The 23,308-nt window shown below is 64.9% G+C and carries 17 protein-coding genes, 1 rRNA gene and 1 pseudogene; 13 read left to right on the top strand and 6 right to left on the bottom strand.

The window, feature by feature from the left end; translation table 11 throughout:
- Together rrf and mrdA are read left to right on the top strand one after the other, a co-directional pair.
- Positions 1-80: ribosomal RNA gene (rrf, locus tag MF4836_RS36305) — 5S ribosomal RNA — on the top strand; the annotation flags it as partial.
- A 282-nt stretch (positions 81-362) separates the two neighbouring features.
- Entirely contained in the window at positions 363-2,255 is a 1,893-nt protein-coding gene (gene mrdA / locus MF4836_RS32960; protein WP_078473886.1) for a penicillin-binding protein 2, read from the top strand.
- Position 2,256: 1 nt separating this feature from the next.
- On the opposite strand, the gene MF4836_RS32955 is transcribed toward mrdA, so the two are convergent.
- A complete protein-coding gene (locus MF4836_RS32955) occupies positions 2,257-3,243 on the bottom strand; it encodes a LysR family transcriptional regulator (RefSeq protein WP_078473885.1) in 987 nt (328 codons plus the stop codon).
- Between the two features lie 157 nt (positions 3,244-3,400).
- Between MF4836_RS32955 and MF4836_RS32950 the strand changes: the two genes are divergently transcribed.
- Genes MF4836_RS32950 through MF4836_RS32940 form a run of 3 tightly spaced genes read left to right on the top strand, consistent with a single transcriptional unit; the run spans position 3,401 to position 6,380 of the window.
- Positions 3,401-4,702: an MFS transporter gene (locus MF4836_RS32950; protein ID WP_078473884.1), complete on the top strand. Its 1,302-nt coding sequence runs from the start codon at positions 3,401-3,403 to the stop codon at positions 4,700-4,702.
- On the top strand, positions 4,699-5,454 hold the full coding sequence (locus tag MF4836_RS32945) for a class II aldolase/adducin family protein (protein WP_078473883.1): 756 nt from the start codon (positions 4,699-4,701) through the stop codon (positions 5,452-5,454). Before MF4836_RS32950 ends, MF4836_RS32945 begins: the two co-directional genes overlap by 4 nt.
- A complete protein-coding gene (locus MF4836_RS32940; RefSeq protein WP_078473882.1) occupies positions 5,451-6,380 on the top strand; it encodes a 2-hydroxyacid dehydrogenase in 930 nt (309 codons plus the stop codon). Before MF4836_RS32945 ends, MF4836_RS32940 begins: the two co-directional genes overlap by 4 nt.
- Here the strand turns inward: MF4836_RS32940 and MF4836_RS32935 are convergent.
- A complete protein-coding gene (locus MF4836_RS32935; RefSeq protein WP_078473881.1) occupies positions 6,374-7,297 on the bottom strand; it encodes a LysR family transcriptional regulator in 924 nt (307 codons plus the stop codon). The genes MF4836_RS32940 and MF4836_RS32935 overlap by 7 nt on opposite strands.
- A gap of 183 nt (positions 7,298-7,480) precedes the next feature.
- Between MF4836_RS32935 and MF4836_RS32930 the strand changes: the two genes are divergently transcribed.
- From MF4836_RS32930 to qhpG, 7 genes are all read left to right on the top strand, one after another.
- Positions 7,481-8,794 carry an MFS transporter gene (locus MF4836_RS32930; protein ID WP_020297299.1) on the top strand — a complete coding sequence of 438 codons (1,314 nt, stop codon included), beginning with the start codon at positions 7,481-7,483 and terminating at the stop codon, positions 8,792-8,794.
- A 20-nt stretch (positions 8,795-8,814) separates the two neighbouring features.
- On the top strand, positions 8,815-10,044 hold the full coding sequence (locus MF4836_RS32925; protein ID WP_078473880.1) for a Zn-dependent hydrolase: 1,230 nt from the start codon (positions 8,815-8,817) through the stop codon (positions 10,042-10,044).
- Between the two features lie 10 nt (positions 10,045-10,054).
- Entirely contained in the window at positions 10,055-11,080 is a 1,026-nt protein-coding gene (locus tag MF4836_RS32920) for a histone deacetylase family protein (protein ID WP_078473879.1), read from the top strand.
- A gap of 293 nt (positions 11,081-11,373) precedes the next feature.
- Entirely contained in the window at positions 11,374-13,278 is a 1,905-nt protein-coding gene (locus tag MF4836_RS32915; RefSeq protein WP_078473878.1) for a sigma-54-dependent Fis family transcriptional regulator, read from the top strand.
- On the top strand, positions 13,278-14,996 hold the full coding sequence (locus MF4836_RS32910) for an ABC transporter ATP-binding protein (protein WP_078473877.1): 1,719 nt from the start codon (positions 13,278-13,280) through the stop codon (positions 14,994-14,996). The genes MF4836_RS32915 and MF4836_RS32910 overlap by 1 nt, the downstream gene beginning before the upstream one ends.
- A complete protein-coding gene (gene qhpE / locus MF4836_RS32905; RefSeq protein WP_078473876.1) occupies positions 14,986-15,669 on the top strand; it encodes a subtilisin-like serine protease QhpE in 684 nt (227 codons plus the stop codon). The genes MF4836_RS32910 and qhpE overlap by 11 nt, the downstream gene beginning before the upstream one ends.
- Positions 15,654-16,973, top strand: a complete 1,320-nt coding sequence (gene qhpG / locus MF4836_RS32900) for a flavin-dependent monooxygenase QhpG (protein ID WP_078473875.1) — start codon at positions 15,654-15,656, stop codon at positions 16,971-16,973. Before qhpE ends, qhpG begins: the two co-directional genes overlap by 16 nt.
- Before the next feature lie 139 nt (positions 16,974-17,112).
- Here qhpG and MF4836_RS32895 read toward each other — a convergent pair whose 3' ends face one another.
- From MF4836_RS32895 to MF4836_RS32885, 3 genes are all read right to left on the bottom strand, one after another.
- The gene (locus tag MF4836_RS32895; protein ID WP_078473874.1) at positions 17,113-19,038 is read right to left on the bottom strand and encodes an amidohydrolase; all 1,926 of its coding nucleotides are present in this window, start codon (positions 19,036-19,038) and stop codon (positions 17,113-17,115) included.
- Positions 19,039-19,270: 232 nt separating this feature from the next.
- Positions 19,271-20,761, bottom strand: coding sequence for an aldehyde dehydrogenase family protein (locus MF4836_RS32890; RefSeq protein WP_078473873.1), 1,491 nt, complete (start codon positions 20,759-20,761; stop codon positions 19,271-19,273).
- A 300-nt stretch (positions 20,762-21,061) separates the two neighbouring features.
- Positions 21,062-21,640: a DUF4337 domain-containing protein gene (locus MF4836_RS32885; RefSeq protein ID WP_078473872.1), complete on the bottom strand. Its 579-nt coding sequence runs from the start codon at positions 21,638-21,640 to the stop codon at positions 21,062-21,064.
- A gap of 174 nt (positions 21,641-21,814) precedes the next feature.
- On the opposite strand from MF4836_RS32885, the gene MF4836_RS32880 reads away from it, so the two are divergent.
- The gene (locus MF4836_RS32880) at positions 21,815-22,258 is read left to right on the top strand and encodes a hemerythrin domain-containing protein (protein WP_078473871.1); all 444 of its coding nucleotides are present in this window, start codon (positions 21,815-21,817) and stop codon (positions 22,256-22,258) included.
- A gap of 51 nt (positions 22,259-22,309) precedes the next feature.
- Here MF4836_RS32880 and MF4836_RS36300 read toward each other — a convergent pair.
- Positions 22,310-23,254 (bottom strand): annotated as a pseudogene (locus MF4836_RS36300) (methyl-accepting chemotaxis protein); the annotation flags it as partial.
- Positions 23,255-23,308: the final 54 nt, after the last annotated feature.

The raw sequence follows: 23,308 nt of genomic DNA, 5'->3' as shown, positions 1-23,308 counted from the left end.
ATCCCGAACTCAGCAGTGAAACGATGCATCGCCGATGGTAGTGTGGGGTTTCCCCATGTGAGAGTAGGTCATCGTCAAGATTAAATTCCAGAACCCCTGATTGCTAACGCAATCAGGGGTTTTGTTTTTGCGCGCAGGAAAGCCAAGGCTGTTCGGGGACGACCTTGCAGGCACCTTGTTCGGCTCCCGCTTGCCGCTATCCACTTGAAGTTTGCCGCTGTGCCATCTGCCATTGATCAGTCGTATGGGAAATCCTGTCCTGGTGAGCAGGTAGTTTTTGGTATGGTGCAGCTCGTTTTTTAATGGACTTGAGTTACCCGCACGGATCCGCGCGCACCTTCATGTCACGAGAAGCTGTAGAAATGCCCGAAGCGATACCGATCAAAGACCACGAAAAAGAAACCCGCCTGGTCAACAAGCGCCTGCTGGCCTGCGCTCTGTTTGTCGTAGCCATCAGCTGCACCCTGGTCGGTCGCCTGTATTTTCTGCAGGTGGTGGAGTTCGATTACCACTCCACTGTCTCCGAAAACAACCGCGTGCACGTGCTGCCGATCACCCCGACCCGGGGCCTGATCTATGACCGTAATGGTGTGGTGCTGGCCGACAACCGTCCCAGTTTCAACCTGACCATCACCCGCGAACGCACCACTGACCTCAAGGGCGAACTGGACCAAGTGGTCGAGTTGCTGCACTTGCCGGCCGAGGATCGTGCACTGTTCGACAAAGAGATGAAGCAGGCGCGCCACCCCTTTGTGCCGGTCACGCTGTTTTATGAGCTGACCGAGGAGCAGATCGCCGTATTGGCGGTCAATGAGTACCGATTGCCTGGCCTCGACGTTGAAGCGCAGTTCGTGCGTCATTACCCAATGGGCGCACATTTTGCCCATTCCATCGGCTATGTCGGGCGCATCAACGAGAAAGAGGCCAAGGCCCTGGACTCGGTGGAGTACCGCGGCACCCAGTCGATCGGCAAGACCGGTATCGAGCGGTTCTACGAATCCGAGCTGCACGGCCATGTCGGCTATGAAGAGGTCGAGACCAACGCCCAGGGGCGGGTGATGCGCGTGCTCAAGCACACCGACCCGATTCCGGGCAAGAGCATCGTGCTCAGCCTCGACGTGAAGCTCCAGGAGGCCGCTGAAGAGGCCTTGGGTGATCGTCGCGGCTCGGTGGTCGCCCTCGACCCGGAAACCGGCGAGGTGCTGGCCATGGTCAGCAAGCCGAGCTTCGACCCCAACCTGTTCGTGACCGGGATCAGCTTCAAGGAATACGCGGCCCTGCATGACTCCATCGACCGCCCGCTATTCAATCGCGTTCTTCGCGGCCTCTACGCGCCGGGCTCGACCATCAAGCCCGAGGTGGCGATTGCCGGCCTCGACAGCGGTGTGGTCACAGCGTCGACCCGGGTCTTCGATCCGGGCTATTACCAACTGCCGGACTTCGACCACAAGTACCGCAACTGGAACCACAGTGGTGACGGCTGGGTGGATATGGACGCGGCGATCATGCGCTCCAACGACACCTACTTCTACGACCTGGCGCACAAGCTCGGCATCGATCGCCTGCACGACTACATGGCGATGTTCGGTCTGGGTGAGAAGGTCTCCCTGGACATGTTCGAAGAGTCGGCCGGGTTGATGCCATCCCAGGCCTGGAAGCGCGCCACACGCCGCCAGCCGTGGTTCCCGGGTGAGACGGTGATCCTCGGCATCGGACAGGGCTATATGCAGGTCACACCGCTGCAGTTGGCCCAGGCCACCGCGCTGATCGCCAACAAGGGCATCTGGAACCGTCCACACCTGGCGCGCACCATCGACGGCGTGGCACCGGTGGACGAACACCCGATGCCGAACATCCTGCTCAAGGACCCGCGTGACTGGGAGCAGGTCAACCATGGCATGCAGATGGTGATGCACGACCCGCGGGGCATTGCGCGGGCCGCAGCGGCCGGCGCGCAGTACCGGATTGCCGGCAAGAGTGGCACGGCGCAAGTGGTGGCGATCAAGCAGGGCGAGCGTTACAACCGCCTCAAGACCCGCGAGCGTAACCGAGACAACGCCTTGTTCGTCGGCTTCGCCCCGGCCGAGCATCCAAGGATCGTGATTTCGGTGATGATCGAAAACGGCGAAGCCGGTGGCCGCGTCGCCGGCCCTGTGGTGCGGCAGATCATGGACGCCTGGCTGCTTGACCAGGATGGCCACCTGAAACCGCAATACGCCAGCCCGGCCAAGCCTGCGGCTCCGCCCCACGTCTGAGTCACTTGAGCATCAGGCTCCCCGGCACCTGCTCACGAATGCTGAGCATGTGCTGGATGCTGTCGAGGAACACAGTCTCGGCCTGGCTCATCTTCTGCTCGCGATTCCACAGCAGCTGGATATCGAAATCCACCACCCCTTCCTCCGGCGGCAGGCGCCACAGCAGGCCTTGCTCAACGTCACGTCGCACCAGGTGGATCGGCAGGCAGCCGATGCCGAACCCGGCGCACACCAGGCGGTAAATTTCCTCGAAACTGGTGGAAGACGCGACGATCTTGCCGGTAAAACCCTGCTGGTCACGGAACAGGGTCAAGGGAGAAAGGTTGCCACCCAACTGGTCACTGGTGAAGCTGACAAAGTGCTCCGCGGCCAGTTGCTCCAGGGTCAGGCCGCGCTGGCCGAACAGCCGATGGCGCTGGCCGCAGAAGTAGGCATAGCGCTCGCGGAACAGCACCCGCTGCTCTAACCGTGGCTGGGGCAGGCGACACAGGCCCAACCCCAGGGTGGCGGTCTTTTGCAGCAGCGAGCTGATGATGTCCGAACTGCCCATGACGTCCACTTCCAACTCGATCTTGGGGTGGGTTTCATGAAAGTCGGCGAGGAACTCGTCGTAATGCTGGGCCTGTACCCCGCTGACGGTAAGGATGCGCACCTTGCCCACCAGATCGTCATGGCGGCTCTCCACCACTGACCCCAGGCGCGAGATATCACCGTAGATATCGGCAGCAATGCGCAGCACTTCCTCGCCGGTTTCGGTCAGCTCGAAGCGCCGTCCACTGCGCGCAATCAGCACACACTCGAGCTGTTCCTCCAGGCGCTTGAGGGCCTGGCTCACGGCGGACTGGGTGATGTGCAGGCGCGCAGCGGCGCGGCTCATGCTGCCTTCCTGGCCAATGACCAGGTAGGTACGCAGCAGATTCCAGTCCAGCCGATCGTTGAGAAAACGGCGACCGACCCAAGGGTTGGCCACAGGGTTGGCAGTGGGCATCGCCCCTCCAGGTAGTAGCAAGGCTAATAGTAAAGATAAGGATTTGAAAATTGACTAATCCTGGCACGGCGGCGATAAAGCCCACAAGCGCCACAGAGCGCCACCCGGATTAGTTCTTCAGTACCTGCCCAAAAAACTACAAATACAGGGTCCTTGCATGCACACCACCCCTCAGCCGCGCCGAGCCGCGGCGGCTGCCTTTATTGGCACCACCATCGAGTTCTACGATTTTTACATCTACGCCACGGCGGCGGCGCTGGTACTCGGGCAAGTGTTCTTTCCCAGCACTGACCCGGTGATGAGCACCTTGGCTGCGTTTGGCAGCTTTGCCGTGGGTTTTATCGCGCGGCCCATGGCGGGCATGGTCTTCGGGCACCTGGGCGACCGCCTAGGACGCAAAAAGATGCTGCTGGTGACCATGGCCCTGATGGGCCTGGCCACCACTGGCATCGGCTTGCTGCCGAGCTATGCCAGCGTCGGTATCTGGGCACCGATCAGCCTGATCGTGCTGCGCATCATCCAGGGCATCTCGGTCGGAGGCGAGTGGGGCGGGGCAGTGCTGATGGCCAGCGAACATGCTCCGGCCAGGCGCAAGACCTTCTACGCCTCGTTCGCCCAACTGGGCAGCCCGGCGGGCCTGTTGCTGGCGTTGATTGCCTTTCGCCTGGTGACCAGCCTGGAGCCCCAGGACTTCCTCGACTGGGGCTGGCGCCTGCCGTTCCTGGCCAGCGGTGTGCTGATGATGGTTGGGCTGATGATCCGCTCCGGGGTCCATGAGTCGCCGGAGTTCGCCAAGGCCCGGGACAACAATGAAACCGCCCAATACCCGGTGATGGAAGTACTGCGCAGTTGCTGGCGGCAGATCCTGTTTGCCGCGGCGGCGGTGACCATCGGCTCGGCCGGGTTCTTCTTCACCAACACCTTCATGATCACCTACGTCACCCAGTACCAGGGCATTGCCCGCTCGACCATTCTCGACTGCCTGTTCCTGGTGACGGTGATCCAGTTGCTGTCGCAACCGCTGTCGGCGTTGCTCGCCGAACACATGGGCGAGGGCCGCTTCCTGAAACTGGTGGCCCTGCTGTGCATGGCCACGCCGTACCCGATGTTCGTGCTGGTGGGGACGCAGAACATCGTGCTGATGACCCTCGGCATCGCGGTGGCGGTGGTGATCCTCTCCGCGCTGTACGCAGTGATCGCCGGCTACATGACCCAGGCATTCCCGGTGCACCTGCGCTACTCGGGCATTTCCATCGCCTACCAGCTCAGCTGCGCGATTGCCGGTGGCAGCACGCCGCTGATCGGCACGCTGCTGGCAAGCAAGTTTTCCGGACAATGGTTGCCGTTGGCGGTGTACTTCAGCCTGCTCTCGGCACTGTCCCTGATTGGCGTCTGCGGCCTGGCCCGGCTCCGTGCCGGCAATGACGCCCACCCCGCTCGAAAAGAGGTGTATTCGTGAGCAAACCTGAACACATGAACCCGATTGAATGGCAGGCCCGTTGCGAGCTGGCGGCGCTGTACCGGCTGGTCGCGCACTTTCGCATGACCGACCTGATCGACACCCACATCACCCTGCGCATCCCCGGCCCCGAGCATCACTTCCTGATCAATCGCTACGGGGTCATTTTCGACCGCATGCGTGCCAGCGACCTGGTGCGTATCGACCAGGACGGCCGCATCGTCGACCCGGATTACGCCGGGCACCGGGTCAATGCTGCGGGCTTTGTGATCCATTCCGCGATCCACATGGCGCGACCCGATCTCAACTGCGTGATCCACACCCACACCGCCGCCGGCATGGCGGTCGCCGCGCAGAAGCAGGGCCTGTTGCCGATCAGCCAGCACGCGCTGAAGTTCTACCGCCGGCTGGCCTATCACACCTATGAAGGCATCGCCCTGTCCCTGGATGAGCGCGAGCGCCTGATCGCCGACCTGGGGCCGCACAAGGCCATGATCCTGCGCAACCACGGCTTGCTGGTGGGGGGCGCGACGGTGGCCCATGCGTTTCAGGAGATCCACTTCCTGGAGCGTGCCTGCCAGGCCCAGGTGCAGGCACTGGCCGGTGGCTGCGAGTTGAATTACCCGTCGCCCGAGGTCTGCGCCCACACCGCCGAGCAGTTCGACCGCGATGAAGCCGACAACATTATCGAACTGGCCTGGCACGCTGCCCTGACCCTGATCGAGTCCCAGCGCGAGTCTTACCTGTCATGAGTAGCGTGGTGCTGTTATCCCGCGATGGGCTGTTGCTCGAACAGCTGCAAGCGGCCTTTGCCCGCCGTGCGCCGCAGCTCAAGGTGCTGCTGGCCGATGACCCCCAGGCCGCCCAGGCGCAGATCGCCGCCTGCTGGTTTCCGCCCGCCGGCAGCCTGCGGGCCTTGCCCAATGTGCAGGTGATTCACTCGGTGGCGGCGGGCATCGATCACCTGCAGCACGATCCCGAATGCCCGGACTTGCCGGTGTGCCGGGTGGTCGACCCGGGCCATCGCCAGGGCATGACCGAATACGTGCGCTGGGCGGCCATCCACTATCACCGCGGCTTTGACCAGGTGCTGCGGCAACAGCCCGAACAGCGTTGGCAACGGCCACTGCAACGGGCTGCCGCCGAGTACCGGGTCGGGGTCATGGGGCTGGGTTCCCTGGGCAGCGCGATTGCCCTGGACCTGGCCGCCGCCGGCTACAGCGTGCGCGGCTGGGCGCGCAGCGCCAAGGTGCTGCCGGGCGTCGAGAGTTTTGCCGGGGCGGCGGGTTTGGCGCCATTTCTCGACGGCGTCGAACTGCTGATCAACCTGCTGCCGCTGACCGCGGAAACCCGTGGGATTCTCGGGCATGCCACCTTCGCCCGCCTGGCGCCGGGGGCGGCGCTGGTCAACTGTGGGCGCGGCGCGCACCTGAATGCCGATGACCTGGAGCAGGCCCTCGCCAGCGGGCAGTTGCGTGGGGCGTTGCTGGATGTGTTCGACGAGGAGCCACTGCCGCCCAAGCATCGGCTGTGGACCCTGCCCGCAGTGACCATCACCCCGCACATGGCCTCGGCCGCGTCCCACGATTGCATCGCCGAACAGGTGGCGGAAAACCTGCGCCGCCTGCAGGCCGATGAACCGCTGCTGAATCGGGTCGACCTGACGCTGGGTTACTGAGGTTCGAGGCTCTGTTGCAGGCTGTCGATAAACAGGGTCTCGGCACGGCTCATGCGTTGTTCGCGGTTCCACAGCAGGTGGATGTCGACATCGGCAATGCCTTCGTGTGGCGGCAGGCGCCACAACAGGCCGGCTTCGACGTCGGCCGCCACCACATGCTCCGGCAGGCAGCCGATGCCGAAGCCGGCAATCACCAGGCGCCGCACTTCTTCCAGGCTAGGTGACGAGGCGACGATGCGCCCGCTGAAACCTTGCTGATCGCGAAAGATAGTCAGCGGCGAGAGCATGCCGCCGATCTGGTCACTGGTGAAGCTGACAAAGTTCTCACGCTGCAAATCGCCCTCGGCCACGGCTTGCTGGCCGAACAGGGCATGGTGCCGGCCGCAGAAAAACGCATAACGCTGCCGCAGGAACAGCCGCTGTTCCAGGCGGGGCTGTGGCCGGCGATTGAGGCTCAGGCCCAGGGTCGCGGTTTTTTCCTGGAGTGCGCTGACGATGTCCGAGCTGCGCATGACTTCGATTTCCAGATCCACCCGTGGGTGCTGGCGATGGAAACCGGCAAGGAAGTCATCGAAGCGGTCGGAAAAGATCCGGCTGATCATCAGCAGCCGCACCTTGCCGATCACCTCGTCGGCGGGTTGTTCGAGGACGCCGCTGACCTGGGACATCTGGCCGTAGATTTCCCCGGCCAGTTGAAAGATCTGCTCGCCGACCTCGGTCAGGGCAAAGCGCGGCCCTCGGCGGGCGATCAACTGGCGCCCGAGTTGTTCTTCCAGGCGCTTGAGGGCCTGGCTCACGGCCGGCTGGGTCAGGTGCAGGCGGGCGGCGGCGCGGCTGATGCTCAGTTCCTGGCCGATCACCCGGAAGGTGCGCAGCAGGTTCCAGTCCAGGCGGTCATTGAGCAGGCGGTCGGACATGGGCGAAGGCTCTGGGAAGGGCAGGGGCTTGATAATAAGCGTGGCTAATAATCAGCATAATAAATAGAAAATTGACTAATTATAGCCCCGCGACGATAAATCCCTTCCAGACAAGCGCCGCCAGAGCGCCTGCGTGTTCACCGTTCTCTCCTGCCAAAAAAAATAGCCAAGGAGCCTGATCCCATGAAGCTTGCCGCTTCTGCTCAACCACGCCGTGCCGCGGCCGCCGCCTTTATCGGCACCATGATCGAGTGGTACGACTTTTACATTTACGCCACCGCCGCCGCGCTGGTGTTCGGCGCCTTGTTCTTCCCCTCCGACGACAAACTGTTCAGCACCATGGCCGCCTTTGGCACCTTCGCCGTGGGGTTCTTCGCCCGGCCCCTGGGCGGGATCATCTTCGGCCATATCGGCGATCGCATCGGACGCAAGAAGTCCCTGGTCATCACCTTGCTGATGATGGGCGTGGTCACCGTGTGCATCGGCCTGTTGCCGACCTATGCCCAGATCGGCGCGCTGGCGCCGGTGCTGCTGGTGCTGCTGCGTATCGTCCAGGGCATTGCCGTGGGTGGCGAATGGGGCGGGGCGGTGCTGATGGCCGGCGAACATGCGCCCAAGGGCCGGCGCAATTTCTTCGCCTCCTTTGCTCAGCTCGGCAGCCCGGCCGGTTTGATCCTGTCGCTGCTGGCCTTCAGTGCCGTCACCCGCCTGCCTGAAGAGGCCCTGATGAGCTGGGGCTGGCGCCTGCCGTTCCTGGCCAGCGCGCTGTTGCTGCTGGTGGGGCTGGTGATTCGCCTGGGGGTCAACGAGTCGCCGGAGTTTCTGGCCAGCCGCGAACAGGCGCGGACCTCGGTGCGCAAGGAGCAGGCGCCGGTGATGGAGGTGCTGCAGACCGCCTGGCGCCCGCTGTTGCTGTGCATCGGGGCCAATACCCTGGGGATCGCCGGGGTGTATTTCACCAACACCTTCATGATTGCCTACACCACCCAGCAGCTTGAGCTGCCGCGTTCGCTGATTCTCGAATGCTTGTTTGTGGTGGCAATCATTCAGTTCTGCATCCAGCCGTTGGCGGCCTGGACCGCCGAGAAGATCGGCGCCACGCGCTTCCTGTGCCTGGTGTCACTGCTGGCCATGGCCTCGCCGTACCCGATGTTTGTGCTGGTCAGCTCGGCCCAGGCGCCGCTGATCATCCTCGGTATCGCGCTGGCGGTGGTGTGCATGGCGTCCTTCTATGCGGTGATCGCCGGCTACGTCAGCGGCATGTTCGAGACCCGTGTGCGCTACACCGCGATCTCCCTGGCGTACCAGGTGTGCGGCGCGCTGGCCGGTGGCCTGACGCCGCTGATCGGCACCTGGCTGGCCCATGAGTTCGCCGGGCAATGGTGGCCGATGGCGCTGTTCTACAGCCTGATCGCCGCGGTGTCGCTGATCTGTGTATTGGCCCTGGCTCGGCGGCATGCCGCAGCCCAGCGCCTGGAAATGGCCGCAAGCGCCTGACTTATTCTGGAGAAGAACCCATGTTGAAAATCAATGGCGAACGCCTCTGGGCGAGCTTGATGGCCATGGCTGAAATCGGCGCCACGGCCCGTGGTGGCAGTTGCCGCCTGGCGCTGAGCGCCGAGGACCAGGCCGGTCGCGAACTGTTTGCCCACTGGTGCACCGAGGCCGGGCTGACCCTGAGTGTCGACCCGATCGGTAACCTGTTTGCCCGCCGTCCCGGCACCGACCCCCAGGCGGCCCCGGTGATGATCGGCAGCCACCTCGACACCCAGCCCGAAGGCGGGCGGTTCGACGGGGTCTATGGCGTGCTGGCCGGGCTGGAAGTGCTGCGGCGCCTGGACGATTTGCAGATCCGCACCCGCAAGCCGCTGGAGGTGGCGGTGTGGACCAACGAAGAGGGCGCGCGCTTTACCCCGGCCATGTTCGGCTCGGCGGTGTTCACCGGGGTCATGCCGCTGGAGGCCGCACTGGCTGTGCGCGATGCCGCCGGCATCAGCGTCGCCGAGGCCTTGCAACGCACCGGATATGCCGGCCAGCGACCGCTGGGCGGGCCGGTGGATGCCTACTTCGAGGCACACATCGAGCAGGGGCCGATCCTCGAAGACAACGCCAAGAGCATCGGCGTGGTCAGCGGCGGCCAGGCGATTCGCTGGCTCGACGTACAGGTCGAAGGCATGGCCGCCCACGCCGGGACCACGCCGATGCCGCTGCGCAAGGATGCGTTGTATGGCGCCGCGCAGATGATCCTCGCGGTCGAAACCCTGGCGGCCGACTTCGCCCCCCAAGGCCTGACCACGGTGGGCGAGTTGAGCATTGCCAAGTCGTCGCGCAACACCATCCCGGGCGTAGTGCAGTTCACCGTGGACCTGCGTCATCACCAGGACCAGCAGATCGCCGCCATGGAACAGCAATTGCGCGAACGCCTGGAGGCCATTGCTCACCAGCGCGGCCTGCGGGTCAGCGTCAGCCCGCACTGGGTCAGCCCGGCCACGCCCTTCGACGCCCAATGCGTGGCCGCCGTGCAGCAGGCGGTGGATGGCCTGGGCTATCCTCAGCAGTCGATTGTCAGCGGCGCGGGTCACGACGCGATTCTGCTGGCGCGTTACTGCCCGACGGCCATGGTGTTTATCCCCTGTGTCGGCGGCCTGAGCCACAACGAAGCCGAAGACGTGCTGCCCCAGGACGTGCGCCAGGGCGCCGATGTATTGCTTAACGCCGTGCTGGCCCGTGCTGGCCAGGTTGAATAAGGAGAAGGTCATGCGCAGTTTTTTCCACCCCGAACAGTTGCTCCACCACCCACGCAGCTACTACTCGCGCGGCCAGATGCGCATACCCCAGGAGGTGCCGGAGCGCGCCCAGCGCCTGGTGCAGGCCGCACACTCCCTGGGTTTTGCCGTCGAGCAGCCACGGGATGCCGGGATGGCCCCATTGCTGGCGGTACACGGCGCGCCGTACCTGACGTTTCTGCAGGATGCGCACCAGGGCTGGAAGGACATCCCCGAAGACTGGGGCGATGAGGTGATGTCCAACATCTTCGTGCGTGAGCCCAATGCCCTGCGCGGGGTCCTGGCCCAGGCCGCGTGCTACCTGGCCGACGGAAGTTGCCCGGTGGGTGAGTCGACTTGGCGTGCAGCCTACTGGTCGGCGCAAAGTGCCGTCGCCGGGGCCCAGGCATTGCTCGACGGTGAGCCGGCGGCCTACGCCTTGTGCCGCCCGCCGGGCCACCACGCGCGGGCCGAAGCCGCAGGCGGCTTCTGCTACCTGAACAACGCGGCAGTGGCGGCCCAGGTGCTGCGGGAGAAATATGCCCGGGTCGCGGTGCTCGACACCGACATGCACCACGGCCAGGGCATCCAGGAGATTTTCTACCAGCGGGACGACGTGCTGTATGTCTCGGTGCATGGCGACCCGACCAACTTTTACCCAGGCGTGACCGGGTTTGCCGACGAGTGCGGCGAGGGACCGGGGGCGGGCTATAACCTCAACCTGCCGATGCCCCACGGCGCCAGCGAAGGGGATTTCCTAGCCCAGCTGGAAACCGCGCTGGACGCGGTGCAGTGTTTCGGTGCCGAGGTGCTGGTGCTGTCCCTGGGCTTTGATATCTATGAGTTGGACCCGCAAAGCAAAGTAGCGGTGACCCGGGACGGCTTCGCCACCCTGGGGGAGCGGATCCGCAGCCTGGGTCTGCCGTGCCTGATCGTCCAGGAAGGCGGGTATCACCTGGAAAGCCTGGAGGACAATGCCCGGGCCTTCTTTGTCGACGGCGAGGCCTGGAAGCTCTGACCCGGGGCGATCCGCCTGCGGGTGATGGCGCCCGAGGCGCTGATCCCGCCGACCCGTCGCGGGGCCAGGGCAGACGGCGCTTGCCATTGGCTTGACGTTAACGTAAAGATGGCCCGGCGCCGCAACCCATGGCGCAGGTTTTGCTTGAAGGGAATGGGTGTCCGCGGTGCCGGGCCAAACTTATCTTTACTGCCATCTGAACCGGGTGTAGACATTTGCCTTGGCTTGCGTGCTTCTCGCAACCCAAGGGAATGGATCGGGGAGGTACCGGGCGGACCGATTCGGAGCGCTTGATGACTCTTATAAAAACAAGAAACGCTGAACTGCCACACGAAGCCCGGCTGGCCCGGGAGAAGCTGCACCTGGAGGGCGAAGTCCCCGACGGTGTATTGCGTGCAGAAATCGATGCCTCATGGCGGCGCAGCCTCAGCCATGGCGTGCACTTCAATGGTCAGCACGAGCTGGCCCTGGAATCCAGCGCCAGCCTCGAGCTGCTGCTGTCCAGCAACCGCTTGTTGCTCGATGCCGCGATGCCGGCCATCGACTACCTGGCCGAGCGTCAGGGCAAGGACGGGCTGATCATCCTCGCCAACTCCGACGCCACCATCCTCGCGGTCGAAGGGCGTGCCGATCGCCTCAAGGGCAGCGGCTTGCAGGACATCACCCTCGGCGCCTGCTGGAGCGAGGCGGCCCGTGGCACCAACGCCCTGGGCACGGCCCTGGTGGAAGCACGGCCGACTCTGATCGATTGCGGTGAGCACTACCTGGACCGCCTGAGTGATTTTTCCTGCACCTCGGTGCCCATCCATTGCCCCCAGGGCGAGATCCTCGGCGTGCTCGATCTGACCCGCGAAGGGCCGCTGGGAAGGGCCCAGGACAGCACCGCGCTGCTGGCCATGGCGGTCAGCCAGATTGAAAGCCGGGTGTTCAACGCCACCTATCCCGAACAGATCGTCCTGGCCTTCCACAGCCGGCGGCAGTACCTCGAATCCCCCTGGCAGGGCTTGCTGGCCCTGAGCCTGGGCGGGCAGATCCTGGCGGTCAGCACCCAGGCCTGCCAATTGCTCAATGCACCGCGTGCGGCCCTGGTGGGGCGGCGCTGCGAGGAGTTCCTCGGGGTCGATGGCCTGCAACTGCTCGCGCGCTTGCAGCAAGGCGGCGTCGGCAGCCTGCAAACCGCCAAGGGCGAACTGTTCTACAAAACCCTGCGCGCGCCCCAGCGTTCGCTCAACCTCAGCAGCGCGCCGCGGGCCGTGCCCAAGGCCGCTCCCGTGCAACCGCCGCTGGAGCATCTGGCCGGCAGTAACCAGCGTTACGCCCGAGCCTTGCGCATGGCGCGCCAGGGCTTGGCCAACGCCTTGCCGGTGTTGTTGCTGGGCGAGACCGGCACCGGCAAGGAAGTGATTGCCCGGGCCCTGCACCTGGCCGGCAGCCGCAGCGACAAACCCTTTATCGCGGTCAACTGCGCGGCGATCCCCGAAGGCCTGATCGAGTCGGAACTGTTCGGCTACCGCGAAGGCGCCTTCACCGGTTCGCGCCGTGGCGGGATGATCGGCCGCCTGCAACAGGCTCACGGCGGCACGCTGTTTCTCGATGAAATCGGCGACATGCCCCTGGCCTTGCAGGCGCGATTGCTGCGGGTGTTGCAGGACCGCAAGGTGGCGCCCCTGGGCGCAGGTGAAGAGCAGGACATCGACGTCGCGCTGATCTGCGCCACCCACCGCGACCTCAAGCGCCTGGTGGAGGACAAACACTTTCGTGAAGACCTGTTCTACCGGGTCAATGGCATCAGTGTGATGCTCCCGGCCCTGCGCGAGCGCGAGGATTTCGGCGCGCTGCTGGGCGTCCTGCTCGGCAAGCTCGGCAGCCCCGGCGTGGCCTTGGCCGATGATCTGCGGCAACTGCTCGAGGCGTACCACTGGCCGGGCAATATCCGCCAGCTGGAGATGGTCCTGCGCACGGCCCTGGCCATGCGCGAGGAGGGCGAGAGCGCCCTGACCCTGGAGCATCTGCCGGACAGCATGCTCGATGAACTCAACGCCAGCGAACGGCCTCAGGCCGGCAGCATCCGCGAGAACGAGCTGGAACTGATCCGCAGTTCCCTGGACAGCCACCAGGGCAATGTCTCGGCGGCGGCCGACGCCCTGGGCATCAGCCGCGCGACGCTGTACCGCAAGCTCAAACAGTTGCGCAGTTGATGCGGCGTCTGATCGGGCGCCTGGTAGACAGCCCCAATCCCGAGGCCTTGCAGGGCGCGTTGCAGTGGTTATATGCCTTTGTCCGGCCCCATCGCCTGGCCATCGCCGGCCTGCTCGGGCTCTCGGCCTGTGCCTCGTCGCTGGTGCTGGTGCAGCCCTGGTTGACCAAGCTGTTGATCGACGACGGCTTGCTGGCCCGTGATTTTTCCATGCTGGTGCTGATCGCCGTGCTGATGATCGGCGCCGGCCTGCTGGGCACGGCGCTGTCCGGGATCAATCGCTACCTGCACACGCGGCTGTCCGGGCGCATTCTGTTCGCCCTGCGCGACGACCTCTATCAGCACCTGCAACGGCTGTCGCCGGGTTTTTACGGGCAGCGCCGGATCGGTGACCTGATGTCGCGGCTGGACGGCGATGTGGCCGAGATCCAGCGCTTCGCCGTGGACTCGCTGTTCTCGGCGGTCTCCAGCGTGATCGGCCTGGTGGTGGCCCTGGTCATGCTCCTGACCCTGTCCTGGAAACTCTCGCTGCTGGCCCTGGTGCTGATCCCGCTGGACGTGCTGTGGCTGCGCTGGATGCGGCGCAAGGTCGAGCGCGACGTGCGCCAGTTGCGCGAGCGTTCGGCGGACATGTCCTCGTTTATGGTCGAAACCCTGCCGGTGATGAAGTTCATCCAGAGCGCCGGCCAGCAGCAGCGCGAGGCACGGCGCCTGGACAGCCTCGGCAAGGGCTACATGCAGCAGTTGCTGAAGCTGCAAGTCACCGAGTTCTTCACCCAGGCGGTGCCCGGCACCCTGACCTCATTGTCCCGGGCCTGTGCCTTTCTGATTGGCGGCTACTGGGTGGTGCAGGGCACCTGGCAACTGGGGTCGCTGATCGCCTTTTCCACCTACCTGGGCATGGCGGTGGGACCGGTGCAGAGCCTGCTCGGCCTGTACGTGGCGATCCAGCGCATGACCGTGAGCCTGGGCCGGGTCATGGAACTGCGCGGCGAAGAACCCGGCATCAGCAACCCCGAGGCGCCGCTGCCGGTGCCGGAGCAGGGCGAGCTGCATTTCCAGAATGTGCACTTCAGCCACCCGGGGCGCGGCATGACCCTGCAGGGCATCGAAGCGCGGATTCCCTACGGCCGCAAGGTGGCACTCAGCGGCAGCTCGGGGGCGGGCAAAAGCACCCTGGTCGACCTGCTGCAGCGCCACCACGATCCGCAATCCGGGCAGGTGCTGCTGGGCGGTGTCGACCTGCGCCAGCTGGACCTGACGCAATTGCGCCGGCGGGTGGCGGTGGTCAGCCAGGACATCGTGCTGTTTCGCGGCAGCCTGGCCGACAACCTGGCCTACAGCGTGCCCGATGCCAGCCGGGAAGCCGTGGCCGCGGTGGCGCGGCTGGCGCAATTGCAGGGGCTGATCGAGTCCCTGCCCGAAGGCCTGGACAGCCCCCTGGGCGAGCGCGGCCAGCAACTGTCCGGCGGGCAGAAACAGCGCATCGCCATTGCCCGGGCCCTGCTTCAGGATCCGATGATTCTGGTGCTGGACGAAGCCACCTCGGCGGTGGACGAAGCCACTGAACGTGAGGTGATCGAGGCCATCGACCGGTTGTTCGCCGGTCGCACACGGATCCTGATCAGTCACCGGCCTTCGACCCTGGCCGATGCCGATCTGCGTTTTACCTTGCAGGACGGGGTACTGCGCACAGTGGAGGTGGCCCATGCAACCTGAGCTGCGCATCGGCGTGATCGACAGCGGCCATGCCGCTCATCAGCGAGTGGCGGGCGGACGGCGTTTTTTCCTGCAACCGGATGGGGTCGGCGGCGACCCATTGCAGGAGGATGCCCTGGGCCACGGCAGTGCGGTGGTCGAGGCCATCGGCCTGCGCGCACCCGGCGCGCGGCTGTATGTGGCCCAGGTCTTCGATCAGCGCGGGGTCACCAGCGCTGCGCAAGTGAGCGCCGCGCTGTACTGGCTGCTGGAGCAGGACGTACGGCTGATCAACCTGAGCCTGGGCCTGCGCCAGGATCGCGAGTTGCTGCGCCAGGCCTGCGCCGCCGCCGAGGCCCGCGGCGTGCTGCTGTGCGCGTCCAGCCCGGCCCAGGGCGAAGCGGTGTTTCCGGCCAATTACCCCGGTGTGTTGCGCGTCACCGGCGATGCGCGGTGCAGCGCGCAGCAGTGGTCATGGCTCAATAGCGCCCAGGCGGATTTCGCCGCCTGCGTGCGCGGCAGCAGCCCGGGGCAATCCGGTGCCAGCCTGGGGTGCGCGGCCCTGAGCGGGCATATCGCCGCTTACCTGGGCGCCCACCCGGACGCCGGCAAGGCCCAGGTCCTGCAGTGGCTGCAGGACAACGCCCACTATCGGGGCCCGGAACGCCGGCACGTGCCATGCACGCCATCCTGATCCTCGGCGCGGGGCCGGCCGGGGCCGCGGTGGCCCTGGGGCTGCGTCGCCTCGGCTACCCGGTGACCCTGATCAGCGACTGGCGGCGCTTTCCAGCCCTGGAGGGCGTTTCGGTGCGGGTCCTTGAAGCCTTGCGTGGCGCCGGCCTGGAACAGGCGCTGGCCCAGGCCCTGCAACCGTCCCAGCGGCGGGTGGCGTGGAACGGCGAGGAGCATGCGCAGAACATCGAATACCTGCTGGACCGCCCGGCGTTCGACCGCGGCCTGCGGGAGGCCTTGCGCGAGGCCGGCGTGCAACTGATCGAGGGCCGGGTACTGGGCGTGCAGTCCACCGAGGCCGGGCATCGGGTCCAGGTGCAAGGGCAGGCCGAGCAGGTTGGCGAATTTTTGGTTGAGGCCCGTGGGCGGCAGGCGCCGGGGCTGGACAAAGGGCTGCGCCAAGGCGTCGGCAAGGGCATGCGCGGCCCGGAAACTGTCAGCCTGCTCAATCGTTGGCAAGGCCCCACCGGCAGCGCCGCCAGCGCGGTGTACAGCCTGGAGGATGGCTGGGCCTGGATGGCCCGGCGCGCCGATGGCCAGTGCTACTGGCAACTGACCCTGGATGTGGCCAGCGCCGGGCTGCCGGGCAAGGCGCAGTTGCCGGAGTACTGTCGCCAGCGCCGCCAGGCGTCGGCCATGGCCCGGGAGTTTTTTGCCGATGGCGAGGAGCAGCAATTGCACCTGCATGCCCGCAGCAGCACGGCGATCCTCAACCCCCAGGTGTGTGGCGCCCGCTGGCTGCGGGTCGGCGACGCAGCGATGGCCGTGGACCCCTTGTCCGGCAATGGCATTTTCCAGTCCCTGTCCTCGGCCTTGCAGGCCCCGGCGGTGATCAACACCCTGTTGCAGCGCCCACAGAACGGGGCGCTGGCGCAGCGTTTCCATGGGCAACGGGTGGAGCATCTGTTCCAGCGTTTCGCCCGCACCGGCCGGGATTTCTACGCCGACGAGCAGCGCTGGTCCGAGCAGCCGTTCTGGCAGGCCCGGCGGCATTGGCCGGACCGGCAGCAGGCCCACGCCAGCGTGGATTTTGCCGCCTTGCGCATCGAGCGCGCGCCGGTGTTGCGTGATGGCCTGGTGGATGAAGCCGAAGTGGTGGTCACCCCGGATCAGCCCCTGGGGATCTGGCATGTGCAGGGGGTGGAGCTGGCGCCGCTGTTGCGCCGCTTGCGCAGCCAGGGCGCGACCCAGGCCCTGGCGCAGCTGAACCCGGAGCAGGATCGGGTGATACGTGGCTGGTTGCTGTCTCAGGGGTATCGGCCTTAAGCCTTGCGCCCACGTCCGCGAAACACCCAACCAATGGCAGGAGCGGTCTGGCTCGTGATCCGCACCGCCGCCATCGAGCCTGGTCATGGCCGAAAAAAACCGGGGGCTCAAGCAGCCCCCGGTGTGCACTGGCCAGCGGTCAGTTATGAGGGTTGAGGTACACCCGCTGGCCGCCTTTCCAGGTTTCGCAGACTTTGATGTCGCGAATCTGGGTGGCCGGGAACTTCTCGTCCAGCGGGTCCTGATCGAGGATCACAAAGTCGGCGAAGTTCTGATCCTGCAAGGACCCGGTCCAGGCCTCGGCATGGCACTGCCAGGCGGCGTCGTAGGTGATGGCTTTCAACGCCTGCTTGCGGGTCAGGCACTCGCCTTCATTGAGGATGGGTTGCAGGCGCGGATCGTCGATAAAGGTCGGGTCCACAACACTTTTGCGGATGCCTTCCATCTTGCGGGTGATCGCCTGCTCCATCGAGCGCAGGGGCCCCAGGGGGGTGACCGAGTAGTCGCTGTGCAGGGAGATCCGCAGTTTGTAGTCCAGGGCCGACTTGCAGAGGTCGAGCATCTCCTCGGCCTTTTTTTCGAAAATGGCTTTGTCGAAGGCGTAGCCCCAGTACCCGACATGGCCAATCAGAAAGCTCGGCGACAGGCCCAGTTGCTGCATGGTCTCCAGGGTGCTTTTGTTCAGCAGCGAGCAGTGTTCGATGCGATGGCGCTTGTCCAGGCCGCTCTTGCCCTGCAGGGCGAGGCCATAGGCTTTCAGGGTGAATTCGATGGCCCGATCGCCGTTCGCATGAATCATCAGCGGCCAGCCTTTTTTCACCGCCGCGTGGATGAATTCCCTGTATTTGACCGGGAGAGCTGTCGGGGTGTCTTCGCCTTTGTCGCAGAAGTTGAAGTTGCCCACCGGACGGTCCGTCTGGCAGCAGTAGTCCGCGATCTGGTAGCCGGTCAAGCCCTGGTTGGAGCCATCCGAGATCACCTTGATCGAGCCTTGATACATGTATTTGGCCTCTTCCCGTGTGGCCGGTCGGTAATCGGGCAGCAGCTTGAGGATTTCCAGCGAGTTGTTGCAGGAGGCGGCGTAGCCGATCCGCAGCTTTCTGGGGTGCGTCAGGAAGTAGGCGTTCAGTACCAGTTTTGACAGGGGATCCACCATCGCGTCGTAGAGCAGGGTGATCCCGCGGCTGGAAGCGGTGTCGAAGAAGGTGTCGAGGCGCTTGAAGATCTTCAGCATTTCCAGCTTCTGCTTGGCGGGAATCGACAGAATCCCGGCCACTATCTGGGTTTCCTGCAGCACACCGTTCTCGGCCATGACCCCGGTTCGTTCATGAACCAGATCCCTCGCCGCCGTGTTCATGTAGGCGGTGTGCATCGACGCGCTGATCAGTAGCATCGGACGCTTGGACTCGATGGTGTCCAGGTAGCCCTCTTCTGGCGTGTCGCCACATTGCAGGGTAATCAGTTGGTTCAGGCCGCCCTCAACCACCTTGAACGGCATCAGCGCCGGATCGACCAGGTGCCCGAGGATCCAGCTCGAACTGTCCTCGGGCAGGTTTTTCTGAATGGTTTTCGTCAGCCAGTCCCAGGTATAGAGCGGCCGCAGGCGCTGGCTTTTTTTCTCTGTGTGCGGGTCGGTATCGGCGTCGTCGGGCTCGATCGCGCCCAGGTTCAGCCAGCCATCCATGGCGCAGCTTTGCACGATGTGGGCGTGGGGCTCGACCAGGCCGGGCAGCAGGGTCTTGCCGTGCAGGGACTGTTTCTTGTAGTCGATGCCCAGGGCCTGCATGCGGGCTTCGACGTCGGCCAGGGTGCCGGAGGCGACCACGTCGCCGGCATGGATGCCCAGGGCGTCGACCCGATCGTCCATATTGCCGTCGCGCAAGGGGTAGATGATGCCGTCATGGAACACCAGGGACTCGCCGTTCGGGTCCTTGACCGGGCCATGTGCGGCGTTGGGGTGGCTGGCGATATAGCTGGCGGGGTCGAGGGTGTCTTTTAGCGCTTCCCAGACGGGGTTGTGGCAACCGCACTGGATGTAATCGTGATCATTTCCATTTGATCCCATGATGCTTTCCTCAGGTTTTCGGTGGTGATGAGGCGTTGTGGGTGGATGAGCCGGGACTCCTCAAGCGAGGTAGCGAGCCGGCTCGGGCTGAGCGTAGCAGCGCTTTGCGCCGTGCACAGGGCGGTCGTCGGCAGGCGCCGGACCACCTCCGGCGCCCCTGGCGGGGAGCATTTCCTCTAGCGCTGGCCGCCAGGATTTGCCTGATGAACCGAAGGTTCCCGGTAGTTGCCGATCAGAGCTTGATCAGCACCGATTTCAGCTCGGTGTAGTGCTCGATCGCCGCGTAGCCCATTTCCCGGCCGACCCCGGACATTTTGTAGCCGCCAAAGGGCAGGGCCGGGTCCAGGGCGCTGTGGCAATTGACCCAGACCGAGCCGGACTTGATCCGCGGGATCATCCGATGCACCGCCGCCAGGTCGTTGGACCAGATGCTCGCCCCCAGGCCGTAGGGGCTGTCGTTGGCCATGCGCAGGGCGTCGGCCTCGTCGTCGAAGGGGATCGCCACCAATACCGGGCCGAAGATTTCCTCCTGCACCAGGGAGTGTTTCTGGTCGACGTCGACAATCACTGTCGGCTTGACGAAATACCCCGGCCCGAACTGCTCACCGCCACAGGCGATGGTGGCGCCGCTTTCCCGGCCCATTTCGATGTAGCGGTAGACCCGCTCCTGTTGCCGCGCCGAGATCAGTGGGCCCATGTCGACGCTGGGGTCCAGGCCGTTGCCGAGCTTCATGGCGTTGGCGATGCCGGCGATATCGGCCACCACGTTGTCGAAATGCTTGCGCTGCACATACAGCCGCGAACCGGCGCAGCAGACCTGGCCCTGGTTGAAGAAAATCGCGCTGGCAGCGCCGGCGGCGGCACTGCCCAGGTCTGCGTCGGCCATGACGATGGTCGGCGATTTGCCGCCCAGTTCCAGGGTGACCCGGGTCATGGAGTCCATGGCGATCTTGCCGATTTCCTTGCCCACGGCGGTGGACCCGGTGAAGGTCAGCTTGTCCACCAAAGGGTTGTGGGTCAGGGCCGAGCCGGCGGTGATGCCAGTGCCGGTGACCACGTTGAACACGCCTTCGGGGTAGCCGGCTTCGAGCACCAGTTCGGCCAGTTTCAGGGCGCTGAGCGGGGTTTCATCCGCCGGCTTGAGGACCACGGTGCAGCCGGTGGCCAAGGCCGGGCCGAGCTTCCAGCAGGCCAGTAGCAGCGGGAAGTTCCAGGCCACGATGGCGCCGACCACGCCCACCGCTTCGCGACGGATAAAACTGTGGAACTGGTCGTTTGGCATCAACGGCAGCGAGACCTCGACACTGGAACCCTCGATCTTGGTCGCCCAGCCGGCCATGTAGCGCAGAAAATCGATGGACAACTGCACGTCCATGACCTGGGCCACCGCCGCGCTTTTGCCGTTGTTCAGGCATTCCAGCTGCGCCAGCAACTCGGCATCGCGCTGCATCAGGTCGGCGAGTTTCCACAGCAGGTTCTGCCGCTCGCGAGGGCGGGTACGGGTCCAGGCCGAATCGTCGAAAGCATGCCGGGCGGCGAGGACTGCGCGGTCCACATCGTCAACCGTGGCGCGTGGCACCAGGCACAGTTGCTCGCCGGTGGCCGGGTTGCGCAGGGGCATGGTCTGGCCATCGGCGGCCTCGACCCATTCGCCGCCGATCAACATGCGCGGCGCGCGCTGGATAAAAGCCGTGGTGGCCGGGAGCAGAGAAGAAACAGACATGGCAAGACCTCTTGTTGGGCATGAGGCGAGGTCTTTCGCAATGGCTGTGCCAGTTGTGCCATCGGCGTCCAGGCCGCCGTTTTGCAGGGCCTGGCGCCCGCCGAGGGGCAAGCCGGCGGGGCCTTGTGTTCGCAAACTGCGACAGCCTGTGAGACGGGGGAGACGATAGAGCTCAGGTAGCCGCTGCCGCCAGGCTGCGCTGGCCGGGATGGGCGGCGTGGGGTGTCAGGTGTATTTGGGGGGGGAGTGAGGGCCAGCGCAGCCTTCGGCAGCGGCTACGGTATGGTGGCGCCGTGGCGGTTATAGGTGCAGCCAGGCCAGGCCTCCCAGCAGCACGCTGGCGCTGGCGGCGGTGTAGGCGAGTTTTTTCAGCCATTCCTTGCGGGTCAGCAGGGTGATGGCGGCCAGGGAGATGGCGATCTGAATCGCGGTCATGGCCTGGGCCCAGCGATGGTGCTGATGCAGGGCGGCTTCGGATTTGTCGTCCCACTCGCGGGCTTGCGCTTCCAGGGCTTCGGCTTGCTGGCGCAGCCCTTCCTTCTGCTCCTGGTAGCGATGGGCCTCGCCGGCATAATGCGCGGCATCGAGCCCGGGGATGTGCACTGCCAGTTCCGCCAGGTTCTGGCGGCTGGATTTGGCCTGGTAGTAGTTCCACTGGTTGGCGGCTTCGGTCTTCTTCATGGCCGCATTGTTCTTGTCCATCGCCGCTTCACTTTCGGTAGACCCCGCCTGGTAGCTGAGCAGTGCGCCCAGGGTGGCCATGATGGCGGTCATCACCGCGATCTTGCTGGCAAAGGTATCGCTCAGGGCATGGGCGTGTTCGGCCACGTGTTCCAGGTGTTTCTCGTGGGGGCTGGGCACTTCGAAGTCTTCGGTCATGGCCGTGATCTGCGGGAGGGGAGAAAGTATCAAATTGTAACTGCGGCCCTGGACCTGCGTTGGCGTAGCCGGCTTCTGTTCAGCTTCCCGACAGCCCGCACGGGATTGGGTTGAACCGCCGCCTCGGCGCCAGGGTCTAGGCAAAGATGGCCCCATAAACCTGGAGGATTGCCCTTGAACATTTTCGAAGCCCTGCGCGAAAGTCACGACCGGCAGCGCAGCTATGCCGAGGCTCTGGTGCGCACTTCAGGCGACACCCCCGAGCGCACCGCAGCCTATGCCCAGCTCAAGGCCGAGTTGCAGGCCCACGAGACGGCCGAAGAGCGGTTTTTCTACGTGCCGCTGATGGAGCACGACAATGGCGTCGACCTCAGCCGCCATGCGATCTCCGAGCACCACGCGATGGATGAGTTGATGGAAGAGTTGGACGAGACCGAGATGTCGAGCCCGGCCTGGCTGGCCACGGCGAAAAAACTCTCGGAGAAGGTGCATCACCATCTGCATGAAGAAGAGCAGAAGTTCTTCCAGATGGCCGGCAAGATCCTCGACGACAAGCAGAAGGACCAATTGGCCAATGGCTACGTCAAGGAGTACGAGCAGCAGTTGACCGCCAATTGACCCCGGTAGTCGGCCCCAGACGCCGCCTGGCAGCGGGCCTGGGGCTGACGGCTAGCGGTTGAAACGCTCCACCAGCGAGTACTGGGTAGTGGCGGTCTGGGTCAGTTCCTGGCTGACCTGTGCCGAGTGATGGGCCTGTTCCGACGACTGGTCGGCCAGCTCGGCAATGGTGCTGATGTTGCGGCTGATCTCCTCGGCGACGGCGCTTTGCTCTTCGGTGGCGGCGGCAATCTGGGTGGTCATTTCAGTGATGTTAGCCACCGCTTCGCTGATCCCCACCAGGGCCTTGTCGGCCTCCAGCACCCAGGCCACGCCTTCTTCGGCCTGACGCTGACCGTGCTCCATGGTTTGCACCGCGTTATTGGACGAGCTCTGCAACTTGCTGATCAGGTCGTGGATTTGCGTGGTGGATTCGGCCGTGCGCTGCGCCAGTTGACGGACTTCATCGGCGACCACCGCAAACCCGCGCCCCATGTCCCCAGCCCGGGCCGCCTCGATCGCGGCGTTCAGGGCCAGCAGGTTGGTCTGGTCGGCAATGCCTTTGATCACATCGACCACGCTGCCGATCTGGTTGCTGTCACGGGCCAGTTGGGCCACGGTTTCCCCGGTTTCCCCGACCACGTTGGACAGTTTCTGGATCGCCTCGCGGGTATCGCGGGCCACTTCGCGGCCACGGCGGGTCAGCACATTGGCTTCCTGGGTGGCGTCGGCAGTGCGTTGCACGTGGCTGGCGACTTCCTGGGTGGTGGCGGCCATCTGGTTGACCGCGGTCGACACCTGTTCGGTTTCGGCGCGCTGGCGGTCCAGGCCACGCGAGCTGTCGACCGCCAGGCTGCCTGCGCGGCGCGCCTGTTCGGTGAGCTGTTCGGCGGTGTCCTGCAAGCGCGTGAGGCAGGTTTTCAGGCGGGCATCCTGGCTGACAAAGGCCGTCTCCAGCCGCCCCTGGTCACCCTGTTGATCGCTGTACATCTGCGCCAGCAGCCCATCACACGTGGAGGCGTCGGCCAAGTGCAGCAAGCGCTGGGCCGCAGCCTGCTGGCGCTGCCAGGC

It is taken from the genome of Pseudomonas sp. MF4836, assembly GCF_002018875.1.
Classification (GTDB): Bacteria; Pseudomonadota; Gammaproteobacteria; order Pseudomonadales; family Pseudomonadaceae; genus Aquipseudomonas.
This window is presented reverse-complemented; position numbering and strand designations above follow the sequence as displayed.